The sequence below is a fragment of the Dokdonella sp. genome, from assembly GCF_017744955.1.
GTDB lineage: Bacteria > Pseudomonadota > Gammaproteobacteria > Xanthomonadales > Rhodanobacteraceae > Dokdonella_A.
The window spans coordinates 156,663-183,052 of the sequence record NZ_JAGIAG010000018.1 but is presented as its reverse complement, the minus strand read 5'-3'; the positions used below and the strand labels follow the sequence as shown (position 1 = coordinate 183,052).

Genomic DNA, 26,390 nt, shown 5'->3' with positions numbered 1-26,390 from the left:
AGACGCAGAGAACGCGGAGAAAGACGTTCTATAGGCGCTCTTCTCTGCGTTCTCTGCGTCTCCGCGAGAAACCTGCTTGGCCTTTGTGTTCCTCGTTCGTGAAACGGCGATAGCCCGTATCGTCGCGAGCGGGGTGGCCCTTTGAATCGTGCGGGCAACCACGCAAAATCCGCGCATGACACGTTCCTCTTCCCCGAAAAGCACCGCTTCGCGCAGCGCCGCGCTCGCCTTCGTCGGCAGTGCGATCACCTTGGTGGTCGTGTTCGCCATCGTCCATTTGCTCGCCGAGAAAGTCGTTTCCGGGCGCTATCCGGCGCCGGAGCAGGCCGCGGTCTGGTCGATGATCGGCTGGTTCGTCGCCGGCACCGTCGCGGTCGCCGCCGCGGCGCAGGCGTGGTGGCTGATCCGGCGCAAGTAGCGGTTGCGCCTGCTAGACTCCGCGTCGGGAGCCGGCCAAGCAGCCGCGGCGCGCAAGCGTCGAGGAAAGTCCGGGCTCCACAGGGCAGGGTGCCAGGTAACGCCTGGGCGGCGCGAGCCGACGGACAGTGCAACAGAGAGCAAACCGCCGATGGCCCCGCAAGGGGATCAGGCAAGGGTGAAACGGTGCGGTAAGAGCGCACCGCGAGTCTGGCAACAGACCGGCACGGCAAACCCCACCTGGAGCAAGACCGAATAGGGGGACCATGACGCGGCCCGCGTCGTCCCCGGGTTGGTCGCTCGAGCCGCGCGGCGACGCGTGGCCTAGAGGAATGGCTGCTCACGACAGAACCCGGCTTATCGGCCGGCTCCTTTGCTTTTGCGATCGTCCTTGATCGCTGCGATCTGGAATGGTGCGGTTGGGCCCCGAAGCTGCGGCTTCGGTCGGTCCAACCGCGGCCATCCATGGCCGCACTTTTCAAATGAAGCCCGTTTTCTATAGGCGGTCGTGTGGCCGGGTGTTCGGGGCGGTGATGTCGGATCGGGGGTAATCGTTCCGGATTCCGCGGGGCGGTTGATCCGCTCGCGGCTTCCATCGTGCTCTTCGCGAAGGCTCGCTTCCTCATGCGCCTCGTCGGCGCTCGGCCGTGAGGCGGCTCGACGCCGGAATTTGTGTAGAAATCCCCTACTGGATCGAGGGTGTTTTCACTTCTATCAATACCTTGTGGATCACTCCTCAGAAGGTTCTCAGGAGTGAGCGTTTTCGCACGGTGTTAACACGTCACAAATGCTTGCCCACAGTCAGAAATTTGCCCCGAATTTTCCTTGACAGACCATAGCTTGAGTCCTAATGTGGGCTTTAGTGGTTTTCTGTGGTGATTCGTGGAATATGTTCCAGGGCGAGACCGCCATCACGCTGGATGACAAGGGTCGGATCGCGATTCCGGCCGCTTATCGCGAGCTCGTCGCGAAGGCCAGCGCGAACCGCCTCGTCGTCACCTACAACCCGTTCGAACACGGCTGTCTCTGGATCACGCCCGAGAACGCGTGGGAGGAGTTGCGCGACCAGGTCAACGCTCTGTCGAAGACCAAGTCGGCGCATCGCATCCTGCAGATGAAGCTGGTCGGCGCTGCGGCGCATGTCGAGCCCGACGGCAACGGCCGCATTCTGCTGCCGGCGAGCCAGCGCGCCGCGACTGGCATCGAGAAGCGCGCCGTGCTGCTCGGCATGGGCGACCGCTTCGAGCTGTGGGGCGAGCAGGCACATCTGGCCAAGATCCGCGAAACGATCGGAGAAGACCAGATCACGGAGGACATGGCCGAGCTGAAGTTGTGACGGACGCTCGCACGAGCGCCACGCCGCTTCGGCACGTGCCGGTGATGTTGGCGCAGGTTCTGGAGGGCCTGCGCGTGAAGGCGGAGGGAACCTATCTCGACGGCACCTTCGGACGCGGCGGGCATGCGCGCGAAGTGCTGGCGAGGCTCGGGGAGCACGGCCGCCTGCTGTTGATGGACCGCGATCCGGAAGCGATCGCGAACGCGGGGCGCGATTTCGGCGCGGACGCGCGAGTGCGGATCCGCCACGCGAACTTTTCCGAGCTCGCGGCGTGGGAGGAAACCGCGGCGGGGCTGGACGGCGTCTTGCTCGACCTCGGCGTGTCTTCGCCGCAGCTCGACGATCCGGCCCGCGGTTTCAGTTTCCAGGGCGAGGGTCCGCTGGACATGCGCATGGACCCGACGCGGGGTCCGAGCGCGGCGGAATGGTTGGCAGCGGCGGACGAGAAGGAGATCGCCGATGTCTTGTGGCGCTACGGCGAGGAGAGGATGAGCCGACGCATCGCGCGGGCAATCGTGGAAACCAGGCGCAGTCGCCCGCTGACGACGACGCGCGAACTCGCCGACCTCGTCGCCAGGACCATCGGCCACCGCGAACGCCACAAGCACCCCGCCACGCGCACGTTCCAGGCGCTGCGCATCGAGGTCAACGACGAACTCGGCGCGCTGGAGCGCGGCCTCGCGGCTGCGCGCGACGCGCTCAAGGTCGGCGGCAGGCTGGCGGTGATCAGTTTCCATTCGCTGGAGGACCGCGCGGTCAAGCAGTTCATCCGCGGCGAAGTCGCGCGCCCGGTGCGGCGCGGTCTGCCGCTGCCGGAAGCCGCTCCGCCGGCGCTGGTCGCGGTCGGCAAGGCGCAGTTCGCCGACGAGGCGGAACTGGCCGCCAATCCGCGCGCGCGCAGCGCGGTGCTGCGCATCGCCGAGCGGACCGCCGCCGGGGAGGTGCGCGCATGAAGATCGCCGGTGCCGTGGTGCTGCTGATCCTGCTGCTGGCGACCCTGGCGAGCGCGCTCGCCGTGGTGCACACGCGCCAGCAGAGCCGCTCGCTTTTCGTCGAGCTGAGCCGGCTCGGCAACGAGCGCGACGACCTGAACTTCGAATTCGGCCGCCTGCAGCTGGAGCAGGCGACCTGGGCCGAGAACAACCGCATCGAGCAGATCGCGCGCGGCAAGCTCGGCATGGTCTCGCCAGGGCCGGCGGACACGGTGGTGATCAAGCGATGAATCCGCGCACGAAACCCGTCGCCACGCGTTCGCGCCTGTACGTGGTGCTCGGCATGCTCGGGCTCGCCTCGAGCGCGCTGGTCGTGCGCGCCGTCGACCTGCAGGTCGTGCGCAAGGACTTCTACCAGGAGCAGGGCGACGCGCGTTACCTGCGCGACCTCGCCATCCCGGTCTCGCGCGGCACCATCTTCGACCGCAACGGCGAGCCGCTGGCGGTGTCGACGCCGGTCGACTCGATCTGGGCCAATCCGCCGGAAGTGCTCGAGCACGCCGACCGCATCCCGGAGCTGGCCAAGGCGGCCGGTCTCGACGAGGAGGCGCTGAAGCAGAAGCTGGTCGAGCGCTCGGACAAGGAATTCATCTACCTCAAGCGTCATCTCAATCCCGACGACGCGCAGGCGATCCTCAGGCTCGACATCCCCGGCGTCGCCAGCCAGCGCGAGTTCAAGCGCTACTACCCGAGCGGCGAGGTGTTCGGCCACGCGCTCGGCTACACCAACATCGACGACCGCGGCCAGGAAGGCCTGGAACTCGCCTTCGACGACTGGCTCGCCGGCAAGCCCGGCGTCAAGCGCGTGATCCGCGACCGCAAGGGCCACGAGGTCGAGAACGTCGAGCTGGTGCGCGAAGCGCAGGCTGGCCGCGACCTGACGCTGTCGATCGACCGCCGCATCCAGTACCTCGCCTATCGCGAGCTGAAGGCCGCGCTGGCCGAGCATCACGCCACCTCCGGTTCGATGGTGATCCTCGACGTGCCGACCGGCGAGATCCTCGCGATGGTCAACCAGCCGTCGTTCAATCCGAACGCGCGCACCAACGTCGATCCGTCCTACCGGCGCAACCGCGCTGTCACCGACGTGGTCGAGCCCGGCTCGACGATGAAGGCGTTCACGATCTCGGCCGCGCTGGAAACCGGCAAGTGGAAGATCCACACGCCGGTCGACACGCGCCCGGGCACCTACACGCTGTACGGCCACACGATCAGCGACGTGCACAACAAGGGGCTGATCGACGTCACCGGCGTGATCACCTATTCGAGCAACGTCGGCGCGGCCAAGATCGCCGGCTCGATGTCGCGCGACCACATGTACGACGTGTTCCACCGCTTCGGTTTCGGCGAGGTCACCGGCAGCGGCTTTCCGGGCGAGTCGCCGGGGTATCTGCCGATCCCCAAGGCCTGGGGTCCGGTCGAGCAGGCGACCCTGGCCTACGGCTACGGTCTCAACGCGACGCCACTGCAGGTGGCGCAGGCCTATGCCGCGCTCGCCAACGACGGACGCCTGCGCTCGCCGACCTTCGTCAAGGGTGCGCAGAATCCCGAGCGCACGGTGGTCGATCCGCAGATCGCGGCGAACCTGCGCGCGATGCTGGAGACGGTCATCGTCGCGCCCGGCGGCGGCGGCGCGGTCAAGGCGCGCGTGACCAACTACCGCGTCGCCGGGAAGACCGGCACCGCGCGCACCGCGGTCGGCGGCGGCTACCAGAAAAAATACTCCTCGCTGTTCGCCGGCATGATCCCGGCCAGCAATCCGCGTCTGGTCGGCATGGTCGTGATCCGCGAACCGCAGGGCGCGTTCTACGGCGCCCTGGTCGCGGCGCCGGTGTTCGGCCGGGTCATGGACGGCGCCGTGCGCCTGCTCGACGTGCCGCCCGACAACGTTCAGAACTGGTACGCCGCCGCGCCAGAAGCCGCCCGCAAGATCGAAGCACCGCGCAAGGCGCCGGACGGTACGGAAGAAATGTCGACCATCGACGACGGGGTGCCGCAGGAATGAGCCGCCCGCCGATCTCCCTGCGCGAACTGCTGCAAGGCCGTGCCGAACCCGGTGCGGCCGGCGACATTCTCGTGCATGGTCTCGCGCTCGACTCGCGCCGCGTGCAGCCGGGCGACGCCTTCGTCGCGCTGCGGGGCACGGCCGCGCACGGCATCGCGTTCGCGCCGGCGGCGGTCGAGCGGGGCGCCGTGGCGGTGCTGGCCGAGGATGCGGGAATCGCGGATCGGGAATCGGAAATCGGTGAAGCGGGTGGGGCCCCGGTCGTGTGGGTCGAGCATCTGCGCGGAGAACTCGGCGCGATCGCCTCGCACTGGTTCGGCGAACCCTCGCATGCGCTGCAGGTGATCGGCGTGACCGGCACCAACGGCAAGACCTCGACGGTGCAGCTGCTGGCGCAGGCGCTGCACGGCGCCGGTCGCAGCGTCGCCACCATCGGTACGCTCGGCGCCGGTCCGTACGGCGCGATCCGCGAAGGCGAGCGCACCACGCCGGACGTGATCGCCGTGCACGGCCTGCTCGCCGGTTTCCGCGACGAAGGCGCCACGCACGTCGCGATGGAAGTCTCCTCGCACGCGCTGGACCAGGGCCGCGTCAACGCGGTCGCGTTCGATCTGGCCGTGTTCACCAATCTGACGCGCGATCATCTCGACTACCACGGCACGATGGACGCCTACGGCGCGGCCAAGCAGCGCCTGTTCGCCTGGCCTGGCCTCGGAGCGGCGATCGTCAACGTCGACGACGCGTTCGGCCGCGCCCTGGTGTCGACCGTCGGCGAAGGCACCCGTCTCTTGCGTTACGGCATCGAGCGCGACGAGGCGGAAGTGATCGGGCGCGGGATCGAGACCGGCGCCGACGGCCTCATGTTCCATCTGACCACGCCGTGGGGCGAGGGCGAGGTCGCCACGCGCCTGCTCGGCCGCTTCAACGTTTCCAACCTGCTCGCGGTGGCGGCCTGCCTCGGTCAGCTCGGTTTCTCGTTCGCGCAGATCCGCGCGGCGCTGGCCGCGCTCGAACCGGTCGCCGGCCGCATGAACCGCCTCGGCGGCGACGCGCAGCCGCTGGTCGTGATCGATTACGCGCACACGCCGGACGCGCTCGAACAGGCGCTGACCTCGCTGCGCGCGCATTGCTCCGGGCACCTGATCTGCGTGTTCGGTTGCGGCGGCGAGCGCGACGCCGGTAAGCGCCCGCAGATGGGCGCGATCGCCGAGGCGCTGGCCGACCGCATCGTCGTCACCGACGACAACCCGCGTGGCGAGGACGGCGACGCGATCGTCGCGCAGATCGTCGCCGGCCTGGCGCGTCCGCAGGAAGCGACCATCGAACGCGACCGCGCCGGCGCGATCTCGCTGGCGATCGCCGCCGCCCGGCCGGGCGACGTCGTGCTGATCGCCGGCAAGGGCCACGAGCCGTACCAGGAGATCGCCGGCCGCAAGCAGCCGTTCGACGACCTCGCCGTCGCGCGCCGCGTGCTGGAGATGCGCGCATGGTGAACCTGCGCCTTTCCGACGTGGCGAAGTGGAGCGGCGGCCGCCTGCGCGGCGCCGACGTCGTCGTGTCGAACGTCTCGACCGACACGCGCACGCTCGGGCCGGGCGCGCTGTTCGTCGCGCTGAAGGGCGAGCGCTACGACGCGCACGACTTCGCCGCGACCGCGCGCGAGCAAGGCGCCGCGGCGCTGCTCGTGATGCGCGAGCTGGACGTCGACCTGCCGCAGGTCGTCGTCGCCGACAGTCTGATCGCGCTCGGCGACGTCGCGCGCGCGCTGCGCCTGCAGCGGCAGGCGCGCGTCGTCGGCATCACCGGGTCGAACGGCAAGACCACGGTGAAGACCCTGCTCGCCTCGATCCTCGGCAAGCACGGCCGCACCCACGTCAACGCCGGCAACTTCAACAACGAGATCGGCCTGCCGCTGACCCTGCTGGCGATGCCGGCCGACAGCGAATACGCCGTGCTCGAGATGGGCGCCGGCAAGCCGGGCGACATCGCCTACCTGGCACGCATCGCGCAGCCGGACGTCGCGCTGGTCAACAATGTGGCCGCGGCGCATCTCGAGCGCATGGGGTCGCTGCAGGGCGTCGCCGAAACCAAAGGGGCGATCTACCGCGCGCTGCCGGCCGACGGCGTCGCCGTCGTCAATGCCGACGACGCCTTCGCCGAATACTTCGCCCTGCTCGCCGCGCCGCGCCGCGTGATCCGCTACGGTCTGCTGCGGCGCGCGGACGTCAGCGCGGCGCTGGAGCCGGATGCGCCGGTCGACGGCCACTTCCGCCTGCTGACGCCGGGCGGCAACGTCGACGTCGCGCTGCCGCTGCCGGGGCGCCACAACGTCATGAACGCGCTCGGCGCGACCGCGGCGGCGCTCGCACTCGGCGTACCGGTGGCGACGATCAAGGCGGGCCTCGAAGCCGCTCCGAACGTGGCCGGCCGGCTGCTGCGCCGCGCGCACGCATCCGGTGCGGTGGTCGTCGACGACAGCTACAACGCCAATCCCGGCTCGTTCGCCGCAGCCATCGCGACGCTGGCCGCCGAGCCGGGCCAGCGCGTGCTGGTGATGGGCGACATGGCCGAACTCGGCGCGGACGCCGAGCGCCTGCACGCCGAAACCGGCGCGCTGGCCAAGCGCGCCGGCATCCAGCGCCTGCTCGGCGTAGGCCGTCTCAGCCGCGCTGCGGTCGAGGCGTTCGGCGACGGTGCCACTCATTACGAAGATCAATCGGCGCTGATCGAGGCGCTGCGCGGCGAACTGCGCGCCGGCGTCACCGCCCTGGTGAAGGGCTCGCGCTCGTCGGCGATGGACCGCGTGGTGCACGCGCTGGTCGACGACGCGAACGGCAACGGAGGCGCACGCCATGCTGCTTGAACTTGCCGACCTGCTGAAGGGCTACGTCAGCGGCTTCCACCTCTTTCAGTACCTGACCTTCCGCACGATCATGTCGACGCTGACCGCGCTGGCGTTCTCGCTGCTGGTCGGTCCGGCGGTGATCCGCAAGCTGGCCGCGCTGAAGGCCGGCCAGGTGGTGCGCAACGACGGTCCGCAGTCGCATCTGGCCAAGGCCGGCACGCCGACGATGGGCGGCGCCTTGATCCTGATCGCGGTCGGCATCGCGACCTTGCTGTGGATGGATCTGTCCAGCCGCTATGTCTGGTTGGTGCTCGGCGTGACGTTCGCGTTCGGCGCGATCGGTTTCTACGACGACTACAAGAAGATCGTGCTGAAGGACAGCCGCGGCCTGGCGGCGCGCTGGAAGTATTTCTGGCAGTCGCTGTTCGCGCTGGTCGTGGCGATCGCGCTGTACAAGACCGCGCAGACGCCGGCGGAAACCGCCTTGTTCCTGCCGTTGTTCAAGCAGGTGGCGATTCCGCTCGGCCTGCTGTTCGTGCCGCTGGCGTACTTCATGATCACCGGCTTCTCCAACGCGGTGAACCTGACCGACGGCCTCGACGGCCTGGCCATCATGCCGAGCGTGCTGGTGGTGACCGCACTCGGCGCGTTCGCCTATCTCGCCGGCAACGCGAAGTTCTCCGAATACCTCGGCATTCCGTCGATTCCCGGCGCGGGCGAGCTGGCGATCTACTGCGGCGCGCTGGCCGGGGCCGGCCTCGGCTTCCTCTGGTTCAACGCCTATCCGGCGCAGGTGTTCATGGGCGACGTCGGCGCGCTGGCGATCGGCGCCGCGCTCGGCACGCTGGCGGTGATCGTGCGGCAGGAAATCGTGCTGCTGATCATGGGCGGCGTGTTCGTGATGGAGACGGTGTCGGTGATGCTGCAGGTGGCCAGCTTCAAGCTGACCGGGAAACGCATCTTCCGCATGGCGCCGATCCACCACCACTTCGAGTTGAAGGGCTGGCCGGAATCGCGGGTGATCGTGCGCTTCTGGATCATCAGCGTCGTGCTGGTGCTGATCGGCCTCGCCACGTTGAAGGTGCGCTGACGATGCTGCTCTTCAACTACAACGCCGAATCCCAGGCCACGCGCCGCAGCGAGGCGAAAGGGCAGTACGACCTCAGCCTGATCCTGGCCGCGCTGGCGCTGGCCAGCGTCGGCGTGGTGATGGTCGCTTCGAGCTCGATCGCGATCGCCGACGGCCAGCACATCGGCGAGTTCTACTTCGTCACCCGGCACCTGATCTTCCTCGCGCTCGGGCTGGCCGCCTGCATCGTCGCGGCGCGCACCGAACTCGGCTGGCTCGAACGTCACGCCGGCGTCCTGCTCCTGCTCGGCATCGTGCTGCTGCTGCTCGTCTTCGTGCCGATCATCGGCGTGCGCGTGAACGGCGCGCGGCGCTGGATCCGGCTCGGCTTTCTCGGCTTCCAGTCGGTCGAGGCAGTGAAGATCCTGCTGGTCGTGTACATGGCGAGCTATCTGGTGCGCCATCGCGAGAACCTGCAGTCGAGCCTGTTCGGCGTGGTCAAGCCGGTCGGCATCGCCGGCCTGCTGGTGCTGCTGCTGCTGGCGCAGCCGGACTTCGGCTCGTCCGCGCTGATGATCGCGGTCACCGTCGGCATGATCTGGCTCGGCGGCGCGCGCATGCGCAATCTGGTCTACCTGTCGATCCCGCTGCTGCCGGTGATCGCCTGGGCGGCGATGACCTCGGACTACCGCGTCAAGCGCCTGACCTCGTTCCTCGATCCCTGGGCCGATCCGTTCAAGGACGGCTTCCAGCTGACCCAGGCGCTGATCGCGATCGGCCGCGGCGAGTGGTTCGGCGTCGGCCTCGGCGCCTCGGTGCAGAAGCTGTTCTACCTGCCGGAAGCGCACACCGACTTCATCCTCGCCGTGATCGCCGAGGAACTCGGCCTCGTCGGCATCGTGCTCGTGCTCGGCCTGTTCGGCTGGCTGGTCGGCCGCGGTTTCGTGCTCGGCCTGCGTGCGGTCGAGCGCAACATGCGTTTCGCCGGCTACGTCGCGTTCGGTCTCTCGCTGATGATCGCGCTGCAGGCGCTGGTGTCGATCGGCGTGAACCTCGGCGTGCTGCCGACCAAGGGCCTGACGCTGCCGCTGATCAGTTCCGGCGGATCGAGCGTGATGATGACCTGCGCGATGATCGGCCTCCTGATCCGCGTCAGCTACGAGGTCAGCCGCGCCGAGAACGCGATGATGCAGGCGATCGCCGAGCGCCAGCTCGTCGACGTGCGCACGCTGACCGGGGAGCGTCGATGACGGCGCCTCCGGCCAACGTGGATCGTCCGGTGCTGATCATGGCCGGCGGCACCGGCGGACACATCTTTCCGGGCCTCGCGGTCGCGGCCGAGCTCGCCGCGCGCCAGGTGCCGGTGATCTGGCTCGGCGCGCACGGCGGACTGGAAACGCGGCTGGTGCCGCAGCACGGCGTCGCGCTGGAAACGCTGTCGATCGGCGGCCTGCGCGGCAAGGGGCTGGCGACCGCGCTGCGCACGCCGCTGCGCCTGTTCGCCGCGGTGCGCGCCGCGCGCGCGGTGCTGAAGCGCCACGCGCCGCGCAGCGTGCTGTCGATGGGCGGTTACGTCGCCGCGCCGGGCGGCATCGCGGCGCGGCTCGCGCGCATTCCGCTGGTCGTGCATGAACAGAACCGCATTCCCGGTCTCACCAACCGCCTGCTCGCGCGTTTCGCGCAGCGCGTGCTGACCGGTTTCGCCGACGTGTTCGCGAACGCCGAGTGGGTCGGCAACCCGGTGCGCGCGCCGATCGCCGCGCTGCCGGCGCCGGCCGAGCGCTACGCCGTGCGCGAAGGCGCGCTGCGCGTGCTCGTGCTCGGCGGCAGCCAGGGCGCGGCGAGCCTGAACGCGCAGATGCCCGAGATGCTGCGCCGTCGCGGAACGCGCGTCGCGTTGCAGGTCACGCATCAGTGCGGTGAGAAGCACGTCGAGAAGACGCGCGCCGCCTACGCGGCCGCCGGCGTCGAGGCCGAGGTGCTGTCCTTTGTCGACGACATGGCGGCGGCGTACGCCGAGGCGGATCTGGCGATCTGCCGCGCCGGCGCGCTGACCATCGCCGAACTCGCCGCCGCCGGTGTGCCGGCGCTGCTGGTGCCGTATCCGCACGCGGTCGACGATCACCAGACCAGGAACGCCGAGGCACTGGTCGCGGCCGGCGCCGCCGAACTGGTCGCCGAGGGCGAGGATTTCGTCAAGCGCCTGGGCACCGCGTTCGACCGGATCGCCGATCGCTCCACGCTGCTCGCGATGGCGACCGCCGCGCGCACGCTGGCCAAGCCGGAGGCGACGCGGCGCATCGCCGACGTCTGCCTGGAGGTGGCGGCATGACTCCGGCACGCGTGGCCCGCCACGGCGACATCATGCAGGACTTCCGCCGCGTGCATTTCGTCGGCATCGGCGGCGTCGGCATGAGCGGCATCGCCGAGGTGCTGTGCAATCTCGGCTACTCGGTCTCCGGGTCGGACAAGGCCGACAACGCGACTACGCGCCGCCTGGCCGACCTCGGCGCGCGCATCGACCGCGGCCACGCGGCCGCGAACGTGGCCGACGCCGACGTGCTGGTCGTGTCCAGCGCGATCAAGCCGGACAACGCCGAGTTGCTCGCGGCGCGCGAGCGGCGCATCCCGATCGTGCCGCGCGCCGAGATGCTCGGCGAGCTGATGCGCTTCCGCCGCGGCATCGCGGTGGCCGGCACGCACGGCAAGACCACCACCACCAGCCTGACCGCCAGCGTGCTGGCCGAGGCCGGTCTCGATCCGACCTTCGTCATCGGCGGACAGCTGATCGCCGCCGGCGCCAATGCCCGCCTGGGCACCGGCGAGTACCTGGTCGCCGAGGCCGACGAGTCGGACGGCTCGTTCCTGCTGCTGTCGCCGGTGGTGGCGATCGTCACCAACATCGACGCCGATCACCTGGAGAACTACGACGGCGACTTCGAGCGGGTCAAGAAGGCCTTCGCCGACTTCCTGCACCGGCTGCCGTTCTACGGCGTGGCCGTGCTCTGCGCCGACGACGCCGAAGTCGCCGCGCTGGCGCGGGAGACGCCGCGCCGCGTGCTGACCTACGGCATCGACACGGCCGCCGACCTGCGCGCCAGCGACCTGCGCCAGAGCGGCCGCGCGACCGAGTTCACCCTGCATCTGCCCGACGGCGGCCCGGTCGTGCCGGTGCGGCTGAACCTGCCGGGACGCCACAACGTGTTGAACGCGCTCGCCGCCTGCGCGGTGGGCTGGCAGCTCGGCGTCACGCCGGAGGCGATGCAGGCGGCGCTGGCGAAGTTCGAGGGCGTCGGCCGCCGCTTCCAGATGCGCGGCGAACTCGCGCTCGATCGCGGCAAGGCGCTGCTCGTCGACGACTACGGCCATCACCCGCGCGAACTCGCCGCGGTGTTCGCCGCCGCGCGCGCGGGCTGGCCGGAGCGGCGCCTGGTGGTCGCGTTCCAGCCGCATCGCTACTCGCGCACGCGCGATCTGCTCGACGACTTCGCCAACGTGCTGGCCGAAGTCGACGTGCTGGTGCTGACCGAGGTCTATCCCGCCGGCGAGGCGCCGATCGCCAACGCCGACGGCCGCGCGCTGGCGCGCGCGGTGCGCGCGCGCGGCAAGGTCGATCCGGTGCTGGTCGAGCACCCGCGCGACCTCGCCGCGGCGCTGCCGCCGCTGCTCGCCGACGGCGACCTGCTGCTGCTGCTCGGCGCCGGCGACATCGGCGCGGCCGCGACCGAACTCGCCGCGGCCGGCCAACTGAAATCCAAGGCCATCTGATGTCCGCTTCCGCAAATCGCGAATCAGCGATCACCAATCCCGGCCAGTTCGGCCGCGTCGCCGTCGTCATGGGCGGCCAGTCGGCCGAGCGCGAGGTGTCGCTGAACTCCGGCCGCAACGTGCTCGACGCGCTGCGCGCGAAGGGCGTCGACGCGCACGCGGTGGACGGCATCCCGGCCCTGCTCGACGCGCTCCGTGCCGGCCACTACGCGCGCGTGTTCAACATCCTGCACGGCGGCGCCGGCGAGAACGGCGAGCTGCAGGGCGCGCTGCAGGCGCTGCGCGTGCCGTACACCGGTTCCGGCGTGCTCGGTTCGGCGCTGGCGATGGACAAGGTGCGCGCCAAGCAGGTGTGGCTCTCGCTCGGCCTGCCGACGCCGCGCTTCAAGGCGCTGGCGCACGGCGCCGATGCCGGCTCGAGCGCGGAGGCCGTCCACGCCGCGGCGCGCGAGATCGGTTTCCCGCTGATCGTGAAGCCGGCCTGGGAAGGCTCCAGCGTCGGCGTCACGCGCGTGTTCGAGGAAAAGGACCTCGACGCCGCCGTCGCGCTGGCGCGCCGTTATCCCGGCGACCTCCTGATGGAGACGCTGATCGAAGGCGGCGAGTACACCGTCGGCATTCTCGACGGCCGGGCCCTGCCGACGATCCGCATCGTGCCGAAGGGCGAGTACTACGACTACAACGCGAAGTATATCGCCGAGGACACCGAATACGTCTGCCCCGGCCTCGACGGCGCGGCGGAAGAGGAAATGCGCGCGCTGGCGCTGGCCGCGTTCGACGCGCTGGGCTGCTCGGGCTGGGGCCGCGTCGACGTCATGCGCGACCGCGCCGGGCGCAACTACCTGCTCGAAGTCAATACCGCGCCGGGCATGACCAGCCACTCGCTGGTGCCGAAGGCGGCGCGCGCGCTCGGCATCGATTTCGAAACCTTGTGCTGGAAGGTGCTCGAGACCAGTTTCGAGCGCGAGCGGGGCGTGCCGTGAACGTCGCCAAGCTGCTCGCCTGGGGCATCGCGCTGACGCTGGTCGCGCTGCCGATCGTCGGCGTGCTGAACGGCTGGTTCGCGAGCGAGCGCTGGCCGGTCGACCGGCTCGCGGTGCGCGCCGAGTTCAACCACGTCAGCGCCGAGCAGATCCGCGCCGCGGCGCAGCCGCTGCTCGGGAAGGGCTTCTTCGCGATCGACCTCGACCAGATCCGCGCCGCGGTGGCCAAGCTGCCGTGGGTCGAGCGCGTCGAGGCGCGCAAGCGCTGGCCGGACGCGGTCGACCTGATCGTCTACGAGCAGCAGCCGTACGCGCGCTGGGGCGAGGAACGCCTGCTCAACCGCCGCGGCGAGATCTTCAGCGTCACCGGCGCCGGCGGCGTGCAGGGCCTGCCGCGGCTGGCCGGGCCGGACGAGCGCGTCGGCGACGTGCTGCAGTTCTACGCCGAAAGCCTGAAGGAGTTTTCCGGCAGCGGTCTGGCGATCGCCGCGGTCGCGCTGTCGCCGCGTGGCGGCTGGAAGCTCGAGCTGGCGACCGGTGCGGTGATCGAGATCGGCCGCGACGACGCCAAGCGGCGCCTGGCGCGCTTCCTCGACGTCTGGCCGAACCTGGCCGGTTCCAAGCCGACACCGCCGGTGTACGTCGATCTGCGCTACGAGAACGGCTTCGTCGTGCGCTGGTCGGACCCGGCACCGCCGACGCCGCCGGCCGGGAGTCGGGAGCCGGGAGCCGGACATGCGGAAGGGCAGCCGACCGCCAATCCGCAAGCGCTCCTGCACGGCGCGGATCGCCCATCGGTGCGCACACGTTCGCACGCTGCCGCCGACTTCCAAGACTCGATTCCCGATCTCCGGCCGTTCCGAATCCCGAATCCCGAATCCCGAATCCCGGCTTTGTCATGAACCGCAAGAGCGAAAAGAACCTCATCGTCGGCCTCGACGTCGGCACCTCGAAGATCGTCGCGATCGTCGGCGAGCACGCCCCGGGCGAGGCGGTCGAGATCATCGGCATCGGCTCGCACCCGGCGCACGGGCTCAAGCGCGGCGTGGTGGTCGACATCGACTCCACCGTGCATTCGATCCAGCGCGCGATCGAGGAAGCCGAGCTGATGGCCGGCTGCCAGATCCGCTCGGTCTACGCCTCGATCGCCGGCAGCCACATCAAGGACGAGAACTCGCACGGCACCGCGCCGATCCGCGACCGCGAGGTCAGCGCCAACGACCTCGACGCGGTGCTGAACTCGGCCTGCGCGATCGCCATTCCGGCCGATCGCAGCGTGCTCTACCGCGAGTCGCAGGAGTACCTGATCGACGGCCAGGAGGGCATCCGCCATCCGGTCGGCATGTCCGGCGTGCGGCTGGAGGCCAACGTGCACCTGGTCACCGGCGCGGCCAGCGCGATCCAGAACATCACCAAGTGCATCAATCGCTGCGGCCTGCAGGTCGACGAGCTGCTGCCGGCCGCGGTCGCCTCGGCGCGCGCGGTGCTGACCGAGGACGAGCGCGAGCTGGGCGTGTGCATGGTCGACATCGGCGCCGGCACCACCGACATCGCGATCTACACCGGCGGCGCGCTGCGCCACACGACCTCGCTGGCGATCGGTGGCGACCAGGTGACTTCCGACATCGCGCACCTGATGCGCACGCCGACGGCGCACGCCGAGGAGCTGAAGGTGCGCTATGCCTGCGCGCTGGCGCAGCTCGCGCACGCCGAGGAGACGATCCAGGTGCCGAGCGTCGGCGATCGCCCGCCGCGTCGCCTGGCGCGGCAGAACCTGGCCGAGGCGGTGCAGCCGCGCTACGAGGAAATCTTCGAGATGGTGCAGGCCGACCTGCGCCGCAGCGGGCGCGAGGAGCTGGTGCGCGCCGGCATCGTGCTGACCGGCGGCGCGGCGCGCATGGAAGGCGCGCTCGACCTCGCCGAGGAGCTGTTCCACATGCCGGTGCGGCTGGGTACGCCGCAGCACGTGACCGGCCTCGCCGACGTGGTCGCCAGTCCGATGCAGTCGACCGGCGTCGGATTGCTGATCTACGGCAGCCGCCGCGACGGCGCGCGCGCGGCGCCGGCCGGCACGTCGGCGGTCGGCGGTTTGTGGAACCGGGTTTCGACCTGGTTCAAGGGCGAGTTCTAGGGCTTCAGCGCCCTCTCCCGCTCGCGGGCGAGGGATGTCGAAACCGTTGCGCAGGAGCGCAGCGAGGCGACCGAAACGGTCGCAGGACGCCGGCACGCCAGCCGGCGTCGGACGGACCGGACCGGGAAGGTCACGGATCCGGGAACGATAAGACACACGGCAATTCACTTGCGGAGGATGGGAAAATGTTCGAACTCGTAGAAAGAATGGCACCGAATGCTGTCATCAAGGTGGTCGGCGTCGGCGGTGGCGGTGGCAATGCGGTCAGCCATATGGTCCAGGCCGGTGTCGACGGCGTGGATTTCGTCTGCGCCAACACCGATGCGCAGGCGCTGAAGTCGAGCGGCGCGAAATTCACGCTTCAGCTCGGCGCGAACGTGACCAAGGGCCTGGGTGCCGGCGCGAATCCGGAAGTCGGCCGCCAGGCGGCGCTGGAAGACCGCGAGCGCATCGTCGAGCTGCTGCAGGGCGCCGACATGGCGTTCATCACCTGCGGCATGGGCGGCGGCACCGGCACCGGCGCGGCGCCGGTCGTCGCGCAGCTGGCCAAGGAGCTCGGCATCCTGACCGTGGCGGTGGTGACCAAGCCGTTCCCGTTCGAGGGCCGCCGGCGCATGCAGGTCGCGCTGAAGGGCATCGAGGACCTCGGCCAGTACTGCGATTCGCTGATCACCGTGCCGAACGAGAAGCTGCTCACCGTGCTCGGTCGCGACGTGACGCTGCTGTCGGCGTTCAAGCAGGCCAACGACGTGCTGCTCGGCGCGGTGCAGGGCATCGCCGACCTGATCACCCGTCCGGGCCTGATCAACGTCGACTTCGCCGACGTGCGCACGGTCATGTCCGAGATGGGCATGGCGATGATGGGCTCGGGCACGGCCAAGGGCGACGACCGCGCGGTGGCGGCGGCCGAGGCGGCGATCAACAACCCGCTGCTGGACGACGTCAACCTCGCCGGCGCCTGCGGCATCCTGGTCAATGTGACGGCCGGACCGAACCTGACCATGCGCGAGTTCGACGACATCGGCCAGGTCATCCACGAGTTCGCCAGCGAGGACGCGACCGTGGTGGTCGGCACCGCGCTCGATCCGGAGCTGAAGGACGAGGTGCGCGTGACCGTGGTCGCCACCGGCTTGAACCGGGCCGTCGCCCGCCAGCCGCTGCGCGAGCCGCGCGAGCGCGAGATGAGCGTGCAGACGCGTCCGCAGATGCGCGTCGTGCGCAACGCGACCACCGGCGAGGTCGACTACCTCGGCATTCCGGGGCAGCCGATGCGCGCGACGGCACTCGACCACCCGGCGCCGGCGGCGGCTCCGGAAGCACCGAGCGACTACCTCGACATTCCGGCTTTCCTGCGTCGACAGGCGGATTGATGGGCGAATCGTTGCACTTCCCATCCTGAAAAATCCGCGCCGTCCGCCTTCCGAGGGGACGTCGATGCGAGACCGGCGACGCGCATTGCGCATCGCCGGATCCCGGTTCCGCTGTCGCGTGGCGTCGCGACGGCGGGTTTCGTCGACGTCAAGGAAGAGTGAGGATTTCGTGCGGAACGGACCGGCAGAATGTTGCTAAAAAGCGACATTCTGTCGGTTCCATACATCGCTTAACTTTTCTCCACAAGTTCGCTGTGCTAGTCTCCTCCGCGTTTTGTCAGCCCTGCCCCAGGGGTTAACGCATAAAAATGATCAGACAGCGCACGCTCAAAAACATCATCAGAGCGACGGGCGTAGGTCTTCATACCGGCGAGAAGGTCTATATGACCTTGCGTCCAGCGGCGGTGGACACGGGTATCGTGTTTCGCCGCGTAGACCTTCCAAACCCAGTCGAAATCCGTTCCAGCTGCGAGAACGTAGGCGACACCCGCCTCTCGACCACGTTGGTCAAGGGCGATGTCCGTATCGCCACGATCGAGCATCTGCTCTCCGCGATGGCCGGCCTCGGCATCGACAACGCCTACGTCGACCTCTCGGCGCCGGAAGTGCCGATCATGGACGGCAGCTCCGGCCCGTTCGTGTTCCTGCTGCAGTCGGCGGGCATCGAAGAGCAGGCCAAGGCGAAGCGGTTCATCCGCATCAAGAAGTCGGTCACCGTCCGCGACGGCGACAAGTGGGCCCGCTTCGAGCCGTTCGACGGCTTCAAGGTCGGCTTCTCGATCGACTTCAACCATCCGATGTTCACCAAGCGCTCCTCGACCAGCGAGATCGACTTCTCGACGACCTCGTTCGTCAAGGAAGTCTCGCGTGCGCGCACGTTCGGCTTCATGCGCGACATCGAGATGCTGCGCGAGAAGAACCTCGCGCTCGGCGGTTCGATGGACAACGCGATCGTGCTCGACGACTACCGTGTCCTGAACGAGGACGGCCTGCGTTACGAGGACGAATTCGTCAAGCACAAGATCCTCGACGCGATCGGCGATCTGTACCTGCTCGGACACAGCCTGATCGGCGCGTTCTACGGCTACAAGTCGGGTCACGAGCTGAACAACAAGCTGCTGCGCACCTTGCTGGTGGACAAGACGGCTTGGGAAGAAGTCAGCTTCGAGGACGAACGCGAGGCGCCGATTTCCTACGCCCACCCGGCGCAGGCGATCTGAAACAAGAACAAGCGATGCTGCATTCCGGTGCGGGCCGGGATGACGGCGGGAAGCGGTATTGAAACGGTAAGTTTTCCCCGGCGCAGGAAGCGCGCCGGGTTTCCGCGAGCGGCGACGTTCGCGGCGGCCGGAACGCAAAGCGTCCGCCGAACAGGCCCTGGCACGACGCCCGGCCCGACAAGAAGAAGAATCGGCTTCCGCCAGGAAGTCCGTTGCGGGGAACAGGGGCCGCCCCGGCTCCTAGTTGGAATCATCAGCGGCGATGGACGCCAGTTGTAGATAGAGGGCCTGGAGTTCCGGGTCGGGAAGGGCTTTCGCTGCCGCTCGCAAGTGTCGGGCGGTGGCGGCAGAAAGCGGTTTCGGCTTTGCCGGTTCCGGTGGAACGGCCGGCAAGGGCGCCACTTTCACGGCGAAACGTTCGACGCTACCGCCGAGTGCGGTACGGGCTTCGGCCAACAGGGCTGCTTGATACAGCCTGAGACGGCTGGCCCAGGTCGGATTGGACGCCAGAAAGACGATGCGTCCGTTGCGTACGTCCGCGAGACGAGTCTCGCGAGCGACCGCAGCGGGCAACAGGAGGCGCAGTTTCTCGTCCAGCGCATCCAGCGCACGCGCGCGATCCGCGAGCGTGTCGAGTGCGATGCACTCCGCTGCCGGCTTCGGGCCGACCGCGGAGACCTGGAGAGGATTGCGACGTGGCGACATGACGAATACGAACTGAAGCGTCTGCAACTATGAACATCATTATCGTCGGCAATGCGCACTCGGCACCACGCCGCATCGATCTCGGCAGCCGGCGCATCCGCCTGCTGGCGCTGGCGGTCGGCGCCGGTTGTGCGTTTTGCCTGGTCGCACTCGGTTTCGGCGTGGGCGTGGCGCTCGGCGGCTCGTACGGTCCGGCGGCGCACGAACTGGCCGATCTGCGCGCGACCCTGGCTCACCAGCGCGAGCAGCTGGCCAATCTCGACAACGATTCGCACCGCAGCCTCGACGCGCTGGCGGTGCAGCTCGGCCGCCTGCAGGCGCAGGCCACCCGTCTGAACGCGCTCGGTGAACGCCTGACCGAGGTCGGCAAGCTCGACGACGGCGAGTTCGACTTCTCCAGCGCCCCGGCGATGGGCGGCCCGGAGGACTCGGTCAGCCTGGTCGCGACCTCGCTGCCGATCCAGAACGGCGTCGACGGCCTGCGTGCCGAGTTCGACCGCCAGGAAGCCCAGCTCGGCGTGCTGGAGAACCTGCTGCGCGACCGCAAGATCGACAACGCGCTGCTGCCGAGCGGCATGCCGGTGGCGCAGGGCTACATCTCTTCCGGCTTCGGCGCGCGCACCGATCCGCTCGACGGCCATGCCGGTACGCATCTCGGACTCGACTTCGACGCGCCGCTCGGCTCCAACATCAACGCGGTCGCCGACGGCGTGGTGACCTGGTCGGGCCAGCGCAGCGGCTACGGCAACGTGGTCGAGATCGACCACGGCAACGGCTACATGACGCGCTACGCGCACAACTCCGTGAACGTGGCCGAGGCCGGCACGCGCGTGCACGCCGGGCAGACGATCGCCAAGGTCGGCTCGACCGGCCGTTCGACCGGTCCGCATTGCCATTTCGAGGTCTGGCTGAACGGGCGCGCGGTCAATCCGCTGATCTACGTGAAATCCCAGCGCGTCACGCGCGCCTGAGGGGGCGCGCGCCTTCAGGCGCGCTGCCCCTGCGGGCAGGATGACCGCGGGTCACGAAGACCGCGTGCGGTGGTCCAATCCGCGGTCATGCGGGGCCGCGCCGTGGGAAACCAGGCGATTCATTCGGGCCGCCGAGGTGGCGGCTGCGGGAGCGGTGTCCCTGAAGGTCCGCTCGTGGCCGTCTCCGGCCGCGATTCCCAGGTTTCTCCGGGACGGCCCCGTCGCCCAAATGCCTTGAAAGCGGAACCCGCGGCACAAAGCTGGCTCTGTATTGGGCCGGCCTGAGGCCGTATCATCGCGGGTTCGGTGCTTTTCGCGGGCCGATCGCCGCAAGACTCGGCGGGCCGGATCCATCTACCGCGCCGCATCCGGCGCGTTCCCTGCACTCATCGTCGAAGACCATCCATGCTGAACAGTTTCCTGACGCGCATTTTCGGTAGCCGCAACGAACGCGTGCTGCGCCAACTCGGCAAGACCGTCGCCCAGATCAATGCGCTCGAACCGAAGATGGAGGCGCTGTCGGACGACGAGCTGCGAGGCAAGACCGACGAATTCCGCCAGCGCCTGGCCGCCGGCGCGACGCTCGACAGCCTGCTGCCGGAAGCATTCGCCGTCGTGCGCGAGGCTTCGCGCCGCGTGCTCGGCCTGCGCCACTACGACGTGCAGATGATCGGCGGCATGGTGCTGCACTCGGGCAAGATCGCCGAGATGCGCACCGGCGAGGGCAAGACTCTGGTCGGCACGCTGCCGGTGTACTTGAACGCGCTGGAAGGCAAGGGCGTCCACGTCGTCACCGTCAACGACTACCTGGCCAAGCGCGACTCCGCCTGGATGGGCAGGCTGTACAACTTCCTCGGCATGTCCGTCGGCGTGGTCTATCCGAACATGGATCACGGCGACAAGCGCGGCGCCTACGCCGCCGACATCACCTACGGCACCAACAACGAGTTCGGCTTCGACTATCTGCGCGACAACATGGCGCTGTCGAAGGAACAGCGCTACCAGCGCGGCCTCAACTACGCGATCGTCGACGAGGTGGACTCGATCCTGATCGACGAGGCGCGCACGCCGCTGATCATCTCCGGTCCCTCCGACGAATCGCCGCAGCTCTACGTCAAGGTCAACCGCGTCGTGCCGCGCCTGACCCGGCAGGCGAGCGAGCCGAAGATGGGCGAGCCGCCGGTGCCGGGCGACTACTACGTCGACGAGAAGCAGAAGCAGGTGCACCTGTCCGAAGAGGGCATGCAGCACGCCGAAGACCTGCTGCGCGAAGCCGGCATCCTCGGCGAGGACGAAGGCCTGTACGACTCGCAGCACATCGCGGTCGTGCATCACTTGAATGCCGCCTTGCGCGCGCACGCGCTGTACCAGCGCGACGTCGACTACATCGTGCGCGACGGCGAGGTGATCATCGTCGACGAATTCACCGGCCGCACGCTGGCCGGCCGGCGCTGGTCCGACGGTCTGCACCAGGCGGTCGAGGCGAAGGAAGGCGTGCCGATCCAGCGCGAGAACCAGACGCTGGCGTCGATCACGTTCCAGAACCTGTTCCGCATGTACAAGAAGCTGGCCGGCATGACCGGTACGGCCGACACCGAAGCCTACGAGTTCCAGCAGATCTACGGCCTCGAGGTCGTGGTGATCCCGACGCATCGGCCGATGGTGCGCAAGGACGAAGCCGACGTCGTCTTCCTGAAGCAGCAGCCGAAGTTCGACGCGATCGTCGAGGACATCAAGGAATCCTACGAGCGCGGCCAGCCGGTGCTGGTCGGCACAGCGTCGATCGAGATGTCCGAACTGATCTCCGGCCTGCTCAGAAAGCAGGGCGTGCCGCACGAGGTGCTGAACGCCAAACAGCACGAGCGCGAGGCGCACATCGTGGCCCAGGCCGGGCGGTCGAAGGCGATCACGATCGCCACCAACATGGCCGGCCGCGGTACCGACATCGTGCTCGGCGGCAGTCTCGAAGCCGAGCTGCACGCGCTCGGCGAGGACGCGCCGCAGAGCGAGCGCGACCGCGTCAAGGCCGAATGGCAGCGGCGCCACGACGAAGTCCTGGCGCTCGGCGGCCTGCGCATCATCGGCACCGAGCGGCACGAGTCGCGCCGTATCGACAACCAGCTGCGCGGTCGCTCCGGACGTCAGGGCGACCCGGGTTCGAGCCGGTTCTACCTGTCGCTGGAAGACAACCTGATCCGCATCTTCATGGGCGAAGGCGTCGCGCGCCTGATGCGCATGTTCGGCATGAAGGAAGACGACGCGATCCAGGACAAGATGGTCAGCCGCCAGATCGAGAAGGCGCAGCGCAAGGTCGAGGCGCACAACTTCGACATCCGCAAGCACCTGCTCGAGTTCGACGACACCGCCAACGACCAGCGCAAGGTCATCTACCAGCAGCGCAACGAACTGCTCGACAGCGAGGACGTCGGCGAGACCATCGTCAGCGTGCGTCAGGACGTGGTCACCGATCTCGTGCGCCGCTACGTGCCGGCCGACTCGGTCGACGAGCAATGGAACATCGCCGGGCTCGAGCGCGAACTCGAGTCGGAATTCGGACTCAAGCTGGACCTGAAGTTCTGGCTCGAAGGGCAGAGTGAAGTCGACGCCGGCGGCGTGCTCGAATACGTGCTCGAAAGCGTCGATCGCCTGTTCCGCGAGAAGGAAGCGATGCTCGGCTCGGAAGTCATGCGCGGGCTGGAGAAGCACGTGATGCTGTCGGTGCTCGACAACGGCTGGAAGGAGCACCTCGCCAGCATGGATTACCTGCGCCAGGGCATCTATCTGCGCGGCTATGCGCAGAAGCAGCCGAAGCAGGAGTTCAAGCGCGAGGCGTTCGAGCTGTTCGAAGGCATGCTCGGCCGCATCAAGCACGAGATCGTGCAGCTGCTCGCGCGCGTGCGCATCCGCAGCGAGGACGAGGTCGAGGCGATGGAGGCACAGCAGCGCCGTCAGGCCGAAGCGCAGGCGCGTGCGATGCAGTTCCAGCACGCCGAAGCGGCCGGTTTCGCCGCCGGCGAAGCGGCGGCGGAAGCCGGCGCGGAGGACTTCGCGCCGTCGGCGCAGCAGCCGGTGCATCGCGAGGCGCCGAAGGTCGGCCGCAACGATCCGTGTCCCTGCGGTTCCGGAAAGAAATACAAGCAGTGTCACGGCAAGCTGACCTGAGCCGGGGTTCGTGATTCCGGATTCGGGATTCGCGCAGGAGTCGAAGCGGATCCACGTCGTCGCCGGAGTTCTGCGCGACAGCCAGGGGCGCGTGCTGATCGCGCAGCGCCCCGCGGGCAAGCACCTGGCCGGGCTGTGGGAATTTCCGGGCGGCAAGTGCGAGGACGGCGAGCTGCCGATCGACGCGCTCGCACGCGAATTGCGCGAGGAGCTCGGCGTCGTCGTCGAGTCCGCGCGGCCGCTGATCGCGGTTCCGCACGCCTACCCGGAGCAGCGCATCCTGCTCGACGTGTGGCAGGTCTCGTCGCACTCGGGCATCGTGCTCGCGCGCGAAAACCAGAAGCTGGCCTGGGCCGAGGTCGAGGATCTCGCGCGCATCGAGATGCCGCCGGCCGATCGTCCCGCCGTGACGGCGTTGCGTCTGTCCGACCGTTATCTGATCACGCCGCCGCTGCCGCCGGAGGAGACCGACACCGTCGTGCGCGGCATCGAGCGCGCCTGCCGCAAGGGCGTACGGCTGATCCAGCTGCGTCTGCCGGGCTGGCCGAGCGACCGCCTGGCGCGCGTCGCGCGCACAGCGCGCAATCTGTGCCGCGACTACGGCGCACAGCTGCTGTTGAACGGCGACTGGAAACTTGCCGCCGTGCTCGGCCTCGACGGCGTGCATCTGCCGGCGGCGATCGCGGCGACGTTGACCCAGCGTCCGCTGCCGGCGGATCGGTGGGTCGGCGTGTCCTGCCACGATGCCGGCGAGCTGGCGCAGGCCGTGCGCATCGGCGCGGATTTCGCAACCCTGGGTCCGGTATTTCCCACGCCGAGCCACGAAGACGCGCCGACGCTGGGTTGGGAGGGCTTCGCCGAGCTCGTCGAAGCGACGACGCTGCCCGTCTACGCGCTCGGTGGCATGGAAATCGACGACGTCGACGCCGCGCAGGTCAGCGGCGCGCAGGGAATCGCGGCCATTCGGGCCCTGTGGGACGTCTGAGGCGTCGCCGCGGCACGCATCGAGCGCGCCGAGGTGAACGGATTTTCACCTTGGCGCACGATGGGACGTGATCGAGCCCGGTTCCGTTACTATGCGGCAACGCCTGGGGAGTGCGCCGCGATTCATGAAGCTCGTCATCCAGATTCCCTGCTACAACGAAGCGGAATCCTTGCCGCACGCGATGCCGCAACTGCCGCGACGAGTCGCCGGCTGCGACGTGGTCGAATGGCTGGTCGTCGACGATGGTTCCGATGACGACACGGCCGCGGTCGCGACGGCGCTCGGCGCCGATCGAGTCGTGCGCCATCCGGTCAACCGCGGACTCGCGGCCGCGTTCATGACCGGACTCGAAGCCGCCGTCGCCAGCGGCGCCGACATCATCGTCAACACCGACGCCGACAACCAGTACGACGCGCGCGACATCGAGAGCCTGGTGCAGCCGATCATCGACGGGCGCGCGGAGATCGTCATCGGCGCGCGTCCGATCGCCGCGACGGAGCACTTCTCCTGGCTGAAGAAGCGTCTGCAGGAGATCGGCAGCTGGGTGGTCCGGCTGGCCAGCAACACCGAGGTCGTCGACGCGCCGAGCGGTTTCCGCGCGTTCACGCGCGAGGCGGCCCAGCGCCTCAACGTCTTCAGCGCCTACACCTACACGCTGGAAACGATCATTCAAGCCGGTCACAGCAACATCCGCGTGCTGTCGGTGCCGGTGCGCACGAATCCGGATCTGCGCCCGTCGCGTCTGGTCAAGAGCATCGGTCGCTACGTCTGGCGTTCGGCGTCGACGATCGTGCGCATCTTCGCGACCTATCGCCCGCTCGTGTTCTTTTCGCTGATCGCGTCGTTCTTCCTGCTGCTCGGGCTCGGGTCGGGCGGGTGGTACCTCGCGCACAAGTTCGCCGGCGAAGGCGCCGGACACGTGCAGTCCGCGCTGCTCGCGGCGGCGTCGATCACGATCGGCCTGATCGCGCTGATGCTCGGCTTCGTCGCCGATCTGCTCGGCGTCAATCGCCGCCTGCTCGAAGGCATCGACTGGCGCGTGCGGCAGCTGGAAGACGTCGCGCACTCGTCCTCGCCGACGGAAGCGATAACCGACGCGAGAGAGCGGGCGCAATGAGCGCCAGTGGTCGGCCCGCCGGCAACTACTACGACAAGTACCGCACGACCAATCCGATCGCGCGTCGCTTGATGCACGGATTCCTCGACGCGTTCGATCGTCTCGCGGCGCAGGTACCGGTGTCGAACGCGCTGGAAATCGGTTGCGGCGAAGGGGAGTTGTCCATACGGCTCGCACAGCGCGGTTTTCGCGTGCGCGGCTGCGACATCTCCGCCGAGATCGTCGAGGAAGCTCGCGCGCGGGCGGCGCGCGCCGGTGCGAGTGCCGAGTTCTGGACCCAGCCGATCGAGACGATCGACGTGGTGCGCGAGGCGGCTCCGCTCGTCGTTTGCTGCGAAGTGCTGGAGCATCTCGACGATCCGAACCTCGGCGTCGACACCCTGGCAGAACTCGCGCAGCCATATTTGCTGACGAGCGTGCCGCGAGAGCCGTTGTGGCGCGCCTTGAACATGGCGCGCGGCAAGTACCTGCGCGCTTTCGGCAATACGCCGGGGCATCTCAATCACTGGAACCGGGACGGCTTTCTCCGCTTGCTCGCGCGGCGTTTCGAGGTGGTCGACGTGCGCACGCCGTTGCCGTGGACCATGGTGCTGTGTCGGCGCCGCTGAGGTGGCCGGACGGTGTCGCCGTGGCGGCCTGCTGCGCGAGCACGGTGAGGTCGGCGCCCGATTTCGTTCCTATGCGTGCTTGCGTGCCGCCATGGCGAGGTAGCGGCGATGCAGCTCCGCGATGCGGGCGTGGAGTTCGGAAAGCGAGCCGTCGTTCGCGACGACGTCGTCGGCCAGCGCGAGGCGCTGCGCGCGCGTGGCCTGCGCATCCAGCATCGCGTCCGCGAGTTCCGGCGTGATGTCGTCGCGCGCGACCAGCCGCCGATGCTGGGTCTCGCGCGGCGTGTCGACGACGAGCACGCGGTCGACCCAGTCGTAGCCTCCGCTTTCCGTCAGCAGCGGAATGGCCAGCACGACGTAAGGTGCCGTGCTGGCGCCCGCGCGCTCACGCAGCGCGTGGCGCACGCGGGGATGCAGGATCGCCTCGAGTCGGCGGCGTGCGGCCGGCTCGGCGAACACGCGCTCGCGCATGGTGCGGCGATCGAGCGCGCCACTCGCGTCGAGCGCTTCCGGACCGAACGCGGCTGCGATTTCGGCCAGCGCCGGCTGTCCGGGGGCGACCAGCTCACGCGCGATCCGATCGGCGTCGATCACCTCGGCGCCGAGTTCGGCGAAGCGATCGCTCGCGGCCGACTTGCCGCTGGCGATGCCGCCGGTCAGGGCGACGATGAAGGGGAGTGCGCGCATGCCGTGAAGTGTACGGCAG

23 protein-coding genes and 1 other RNA gene are annotated in these 26,390 nt (G+C 68.8%); 22 read left to right on the top strand and 2 right to left on the bottom strand.

The window, feature by feature from the left end; genetic code table 11:
• The first annotated feature begins 175 nt into the window (after positions 1-175).
• The 17 genes from J7520_RS19365 (at position 176) to lpxC (ending at position 18,136) form a co-directional block, all read left to right on the top strand.
• Positions 176-418, top strand: a complete 243-nt coding sequence (locus tag J7520_RS19365) for a hypothetical protein (protein ID WP_291192056.1) — start codon at positions 176-178, stop codon at positions 416-418.
• A gap of 27 nt (positions 419-445) precedes the next feature.
• Positions 446-793: RNase P RNA component class A (gene rnpB / locus J7520_RS19360), an RNA gene on the top strand.
• A 513-nt stretch (positions 794-1,306) separates the two neighbouring features.
• Positions 1,307-1,753: a division/cell wall cluster transcriptional repressor MraZ gene (gene mraZ, locus J7520_RS19355; protein WP_291192054.1), complete on the top strand. Its 447-nt coding sequence runs from the start codon at positions 1,307-1,309 to the stop codon at positions 1,751-1,753.
• Positions 1,750-2,706: a 16S rRNA (cytosine(1402)-N(4))-methyltransferase RsmH gene (rsmH, locus tag J7520_RS19350; RefSeq protein ID WP_291192271.1), complete on the top strand. Its 957-nt coding sequence runs from the start codon at positions 1,750-1,752 to the stop codon at positions 2,704-2,706. The genes mraZ and rsmH overlap by 4 nt, the downstream gene beginning before the upstream one ends.
• On the top strand, positions 2,703-2,975 hold the full coding sequence (ftsL, locus tag J7520_RS19345; protein WP_291192052.1) for a cell division protein FtsL: 273 nt from the start codon (positions 2,703-2,705) through the stop codon (positions 2,973-2,975). Before rsmH ends, ftsL begins: the two co-directional genes overlap by 4 nt.
• Positions 2,972-4,750 (top strand): penicillin-binding protein 2, encoded by a 1,779-nt coding sequence (locus tag J7520_RS19340; RefSeq protein ID WP_291192050.1) that lies wholly within the window; start codon positions 2,972-2,974, stop codon positions 4,748-4,750. Before ftsL ends, J7520_RS19340 begins: the two co-directional genes overlap by 4 nt.
• A complete protein-coding gene (locus J7520_RS19335) occupies positions 4,747-6,243 on the top strand; it encodes a UDP-N-acetylmuramoyl-L-alanyl-D-glutamate--2,6-diaminopimelate ligase (RefSeq protein ID WP_291192048.1) in 1,497 nt (498 codons plus the stop codon). The genes J7520_RS19340 and J7520_RS19335 overlap by 4 nt, the downstream gene beginning before the upstream one ends.
• Positions 6,237-7,613: a UDP-N-acetylmuramoyl-tripeptide--D-alanyl-D-alanine ligase gene (murF, locus tag J7520_RS19330; RefSeq protein WP_291192046.1), complete on the top strand. Its 1,377-nt coding sequence runs from the start codon at positions 6,237-6,239 to the stop codon at positions 7,611-7,613. The genes J7520_RS19335 and murF overlap by 7 nt, the downstream gene beginning before the upstream one ends.
• Complete coding sequence (gene mraY / locus J7520_RS19325) at positions 7,603-8,685, top strand: phospho-N-acetylmuramoyl-pentapeptide-transferase (protein WP_291192044.1); 1,083 nt, start codon at positions 7,603-7,605, stop codon at positions 8,683-8,685. Before murF ends, mraY begins: the two co-directional genes overlap by 11 nt.
• A 2-nt stretch (positions 8,686-8,687) precedes the next feature.
• Positions 8,688-9,914, top strand: coding sequence for a putative lipid II flippase FtsW (gene ftsW / locus J7520_RS19320; protein WP_291192042.1), 1,227 nt, complete (start codon positions 8,688-8,690; stop codon positions 9,912-9,914).
• Complete coding sequence (gene murG, locus J7520_RS19315) at positions 9,911-10,996, top strand: undecaprenyldiphospho-muramoylpentapeptide beta-N-acetylglucosaminyltransferase (RefSeq protein ID WP_291192040.1); 1,086 nt, start codon at positions 9,911-9,913, stop codon at positions 10,994-10,996. Before ftsW ends, murG begins: the two co-directional genes overlap by 4 nt.
• On the top strand, positions 10,993-12,432 hold the full coding sequence (gene murC, locus J7520_RS19310) for a UDP-N-acetylmuramate--L-alanine ligase (RefSeq protein WP_291192038.1): 1,440 nt from the start codon (positions 10,993-10,995) through the stop codon (positions 12,430-12,432). The genes murG and murC overlap by 4 nt, the downstream gene beginning before the upstream one ends.
• Complete coding sequence (locus J7520_RS19305) at positions 12,432-13,415, top strand: D-alanine--D-alanine ligase (RefSeq protein WP_291192037.1); 984 nt, start codon at positions 12,432-12,434, stop codon at positions 13,413-13,415. The genes murC and J7520_RS19305 overlap by 1 nt, the downstream gene beginning before the upstream one ends.
• Positions 13,412-14,317, top strand: coding sequence for a cell division protein FtsQ/DivIB (locus tag J7520_RS19300; RefSeq protein ID WP_291192035.1), 906 nt, complete (start codon positions 13,412-13,414; stop codon positions 14,315-14,317). The genes J7520_RS19305 and J7520_RS19300 overlap by 4 nt, the downstream gene beginning before the upstream one ends.
• Positions 14,314-15,546, top strand: a complete 1,233-nt coding sequence (ftsA, locus tag J7520_RS19295) for a cell division protein FtsA (protein ID WP_291192033.1) — start codon at positions 14,314-14,316, stop codon at positions 15,544-15,546. Before J7520_RS19300 ends, ftsA begins: the two co-directional genes overlap by 4 nt.
• Positions 15,547-15,731: 185 nt before the next feature.
• Positions 15,732-16,916 (top strand): cell division protein FtsZ, encoded by a 1,185-nt coding sequence (gene ftsZ, locus J7520_RS19290; RefSeq protein WP_291192031.1) that lies wholly within the window; start codon positions 15,732-15,734, stop codon positions 16,914-16,916.
• Between the two features lie 308 nt (positions 16,917-17,224).
• Complete coding sequence (gene lpxC / locus J7520_RS19285; protein ID WP_291192029.1) at positions 17,225-18,136, top strand: UDP-3-O-acyl-N-acetylglucosamine deacetylase; 912 nt, start codon at positions 17,225-17,227, stop codon at positions 18,134-18,136.
• A gap of 240 nt (positions 18,137-18,376) precedes the next feature.
• On the opposite strand, the gene J7520_RS19280 is transcribed toward lpxC, so the two are convergent.
• Positions 18,377-18,868, bottom strand: a complete 492-nt coding sequence (locus tag J7520_RS19280) for a DciA family protein (protein WP_291192027.1) — start codon at positions 18,866-18,868, stop codon at positions 18,377-18,379.
• A 2-nt stretch (positions 18,869-18,870) separates the two neighbouring features.
• On the opposite strand from J7520_RS19280, the gene J7520_RS19275 reads away from it, so the two are divergent.
• The 5 genes from J7520_RS19275 to J7520_RS19255 all read left to right on the top strand — a co-directional run bounded on the left by J7520_RS19275 (position 18,871) and on the right by J7520_RS19255 (position 25,684).
• Positions 18,871-19,812: a M23 family metallopeptidase gene (locus J7520_RS19275; protein ID WP_291192025.1), complete on the top strand. Its 942-nt coding sequence runs from the start codon at positions 18,871-18,873 to the stop codon at positions 19,810-19,812.
• 405 nt (positions 19,813-20,217) lie between these two features.
• On the top strand, positions 20,218-22,974 hold the full coding sequence (gene secA, locus J7520_RS19270; protein ID WP_291192023.1) for a preprotein translocase subunit SecA: 2,757 nt from the start codon (positions 20,218-20,220) through the stop codon (positions 22,972-22,974).
• 10 nt (positions 22,975-22,984) lie between these two features.
• Positions 22,985-23,959 carry a Nudix family hydrolase gene (locus J7520_RS19265; RefSeq protein WP_291192021.1) on the top strand — a complete coding sequence of 325 codons (975 nt, stop codon included), beginning with the start codon at positions 22,985-22,987 and terminating at the stop codon, positions 23,957-23,959.
• Positions 23,960-24,083: 124 nt separating this feature from the next.
• On the top strand, positions 24,084-25,076 hold the full coding sequence (locus J7520_RS19260) for a glycosyltransferase family 2 protein (RefSeq protein ID WP_291192019.1): 993 nt from the start codon (positions 24,084-24,086) through the stop codon (positions 25,074-25,076).
• Positions 25,073-25,684 carry a class I SAM-dependent methyltransferase gene (locus J7520_RS19255; protein ID WP_291192017.1) on the top strand — a complete coding sequence of 204 codons (612 nt, stop codon included), beginning with the start codon at positions 25,073-25,075 and terminating at the stop codon, positions 25,682-25,684. The genes J7520_RS19260 and J7520_RS19255 overlap by 4 nt, the downstream gene beginning before the upstream one ends.
• A 69-nt stretch (positions 25,685-25,753) precedes the next feature.
• Here the strand turns inward: J7520_RS19255 and coaE are convergent, their stop codons facing one another.
• Positions 25,754-26,371, bottom strand: a complete 618-nt coding sequence (gene coaE / locus J7520_RS19250; RefSeq protein WP_291192015.1) for a dephospho-CoA kinase — start codon at positions 26,369-26,371, stop codon at positions 25,754-25,756.
• Between the last annotated feature and the right edge of the window lie 19 nt (positions 26,372-26,390).

Bases quoted from the DNA above. Each gene is read 5' to 3' on its own strand.
- mraY (WP_291192044.1), top strand. From the start codon at position 7,603: ATGCTGCTTGAACTTGCCGACCTGCTGAAGGGCTACGTCAGCGGCTTC.
- ftsZ (WP_291192031.1), top strand. From the start codon at position 15,732: ATGTTCGAACTCGTAGAAAGAATGGCACCGAATGCTGTCATCAAGGTG.
- J7520_RS19305 (WP_291192037.1), top strand. From the start codon at position 12,432: ATGTCCGCTTCCGCAAATCGCGAATCAGCGATCACCAATCCCGGCCAG.
- J7520_RS19335 (WP_291192048.1), top strand. From the start codon at position 4,747: ATGAGCCGCCCGCCGATCTCCCTGCGCGAACTGCTGCAAGGCCGTGCC.
- J7520_RS19255 (WP_291192017.1), top strand. From the start codon at position 25,073: ATGAGCGCCAGTGGTCGGCCCGCCGGCAACTACTACGACAAGTACCGC.
- J7520_RS19365 (WP_291192056.1), top strand. From the start codon at position 176: ATGACACGTTCCTCTTCCCCGAAAAGCACCGCTTCGCGCAGCGCCGCG.
- mraZ (WP_291192054.1), top strand. From the start codon at position 1,307: ATGTTCCAGGGCGAGACCGCCATCACGCTGGATGACAAGGGTCGGATC.
- J7520_RS19260 (WP_291192019.1), top strand. From the start codon at position 24,084: ATGAAGCTCGTCATCCAGATTCCCTGCTACAACGAAGCGGAATCCTTG.
- murF (WP_291192046.1), top strand. From the start codon at position 6,237: ATGGTGAACCTGCGCCTTTCCGACGTGGCGAAGTGGAGCGGCGGCCGC.
- murC (WP_291192038.1), top strand. From the start codon at position 10,993: ATGACTCCGGCACGCGTGGCCCGCCACGGCGACATCATGCAGGACTTC.
- ftsW (WP_291192042.1), top strand. From the start codon at position 8,688: ATGCTGCTCTTCAACTACAACGCCGAATCCCAGGCCACGCGCCGCAGC.
- ftsL (WP_291192052.1), top strand. From the start codon at position 2,703: ATGAAGATCGCCGGTGCCGTGGTGCTGCTGATCCTGCTGCTGGCGACC.
- J7520_RS19275 (WP_291192025.1), top strand. From the start codon at position 18,871: ATGAACATCATTATCGTCGGCAATGCGCACTCGGCACCACGCCGCATC.
- J7520_RS19340 (WP_291192050.1), top strand. From the start codon at position 2,972: ATGAATCCGCGCACGAAACCCGTCGCCACGCGTTCGCGCCTGTACGTG.
- coaE (WP_291192015.1), bottom strand. From the start codon at position 26,371: ATGCGCGCACTCCCCTTCATCGTCGCCCTGACCGGCGGCATCGCCAGC.
- ftsA (WP_291192033.1), top strand. From the start codon at position 14,314: ATGAACCGCAAGAGCGAAAAGAACCTCATCGTCGGCCTCGACGTCGGC.
- secA (WP_291192023.1), top strand. From the start codon at position 20,218: ATGCTGAACAGTTTCCTGACGCGCATTTTCGGTAGCCGCAACGAACGC.
- murG (WP_291192040.1), top strand. From the start codon at position 9,911: ATGACGGCGCCTCCGGCCAACGTGGATCGTCCGGTGCTGATCATGGCC.
- lpxC (WP_291192029.1), top strand. From the start codon at position 17,225: ATGATCAGACAGCGCACGCTCAAAAACATCATCAGAGCGACGGGCGTA.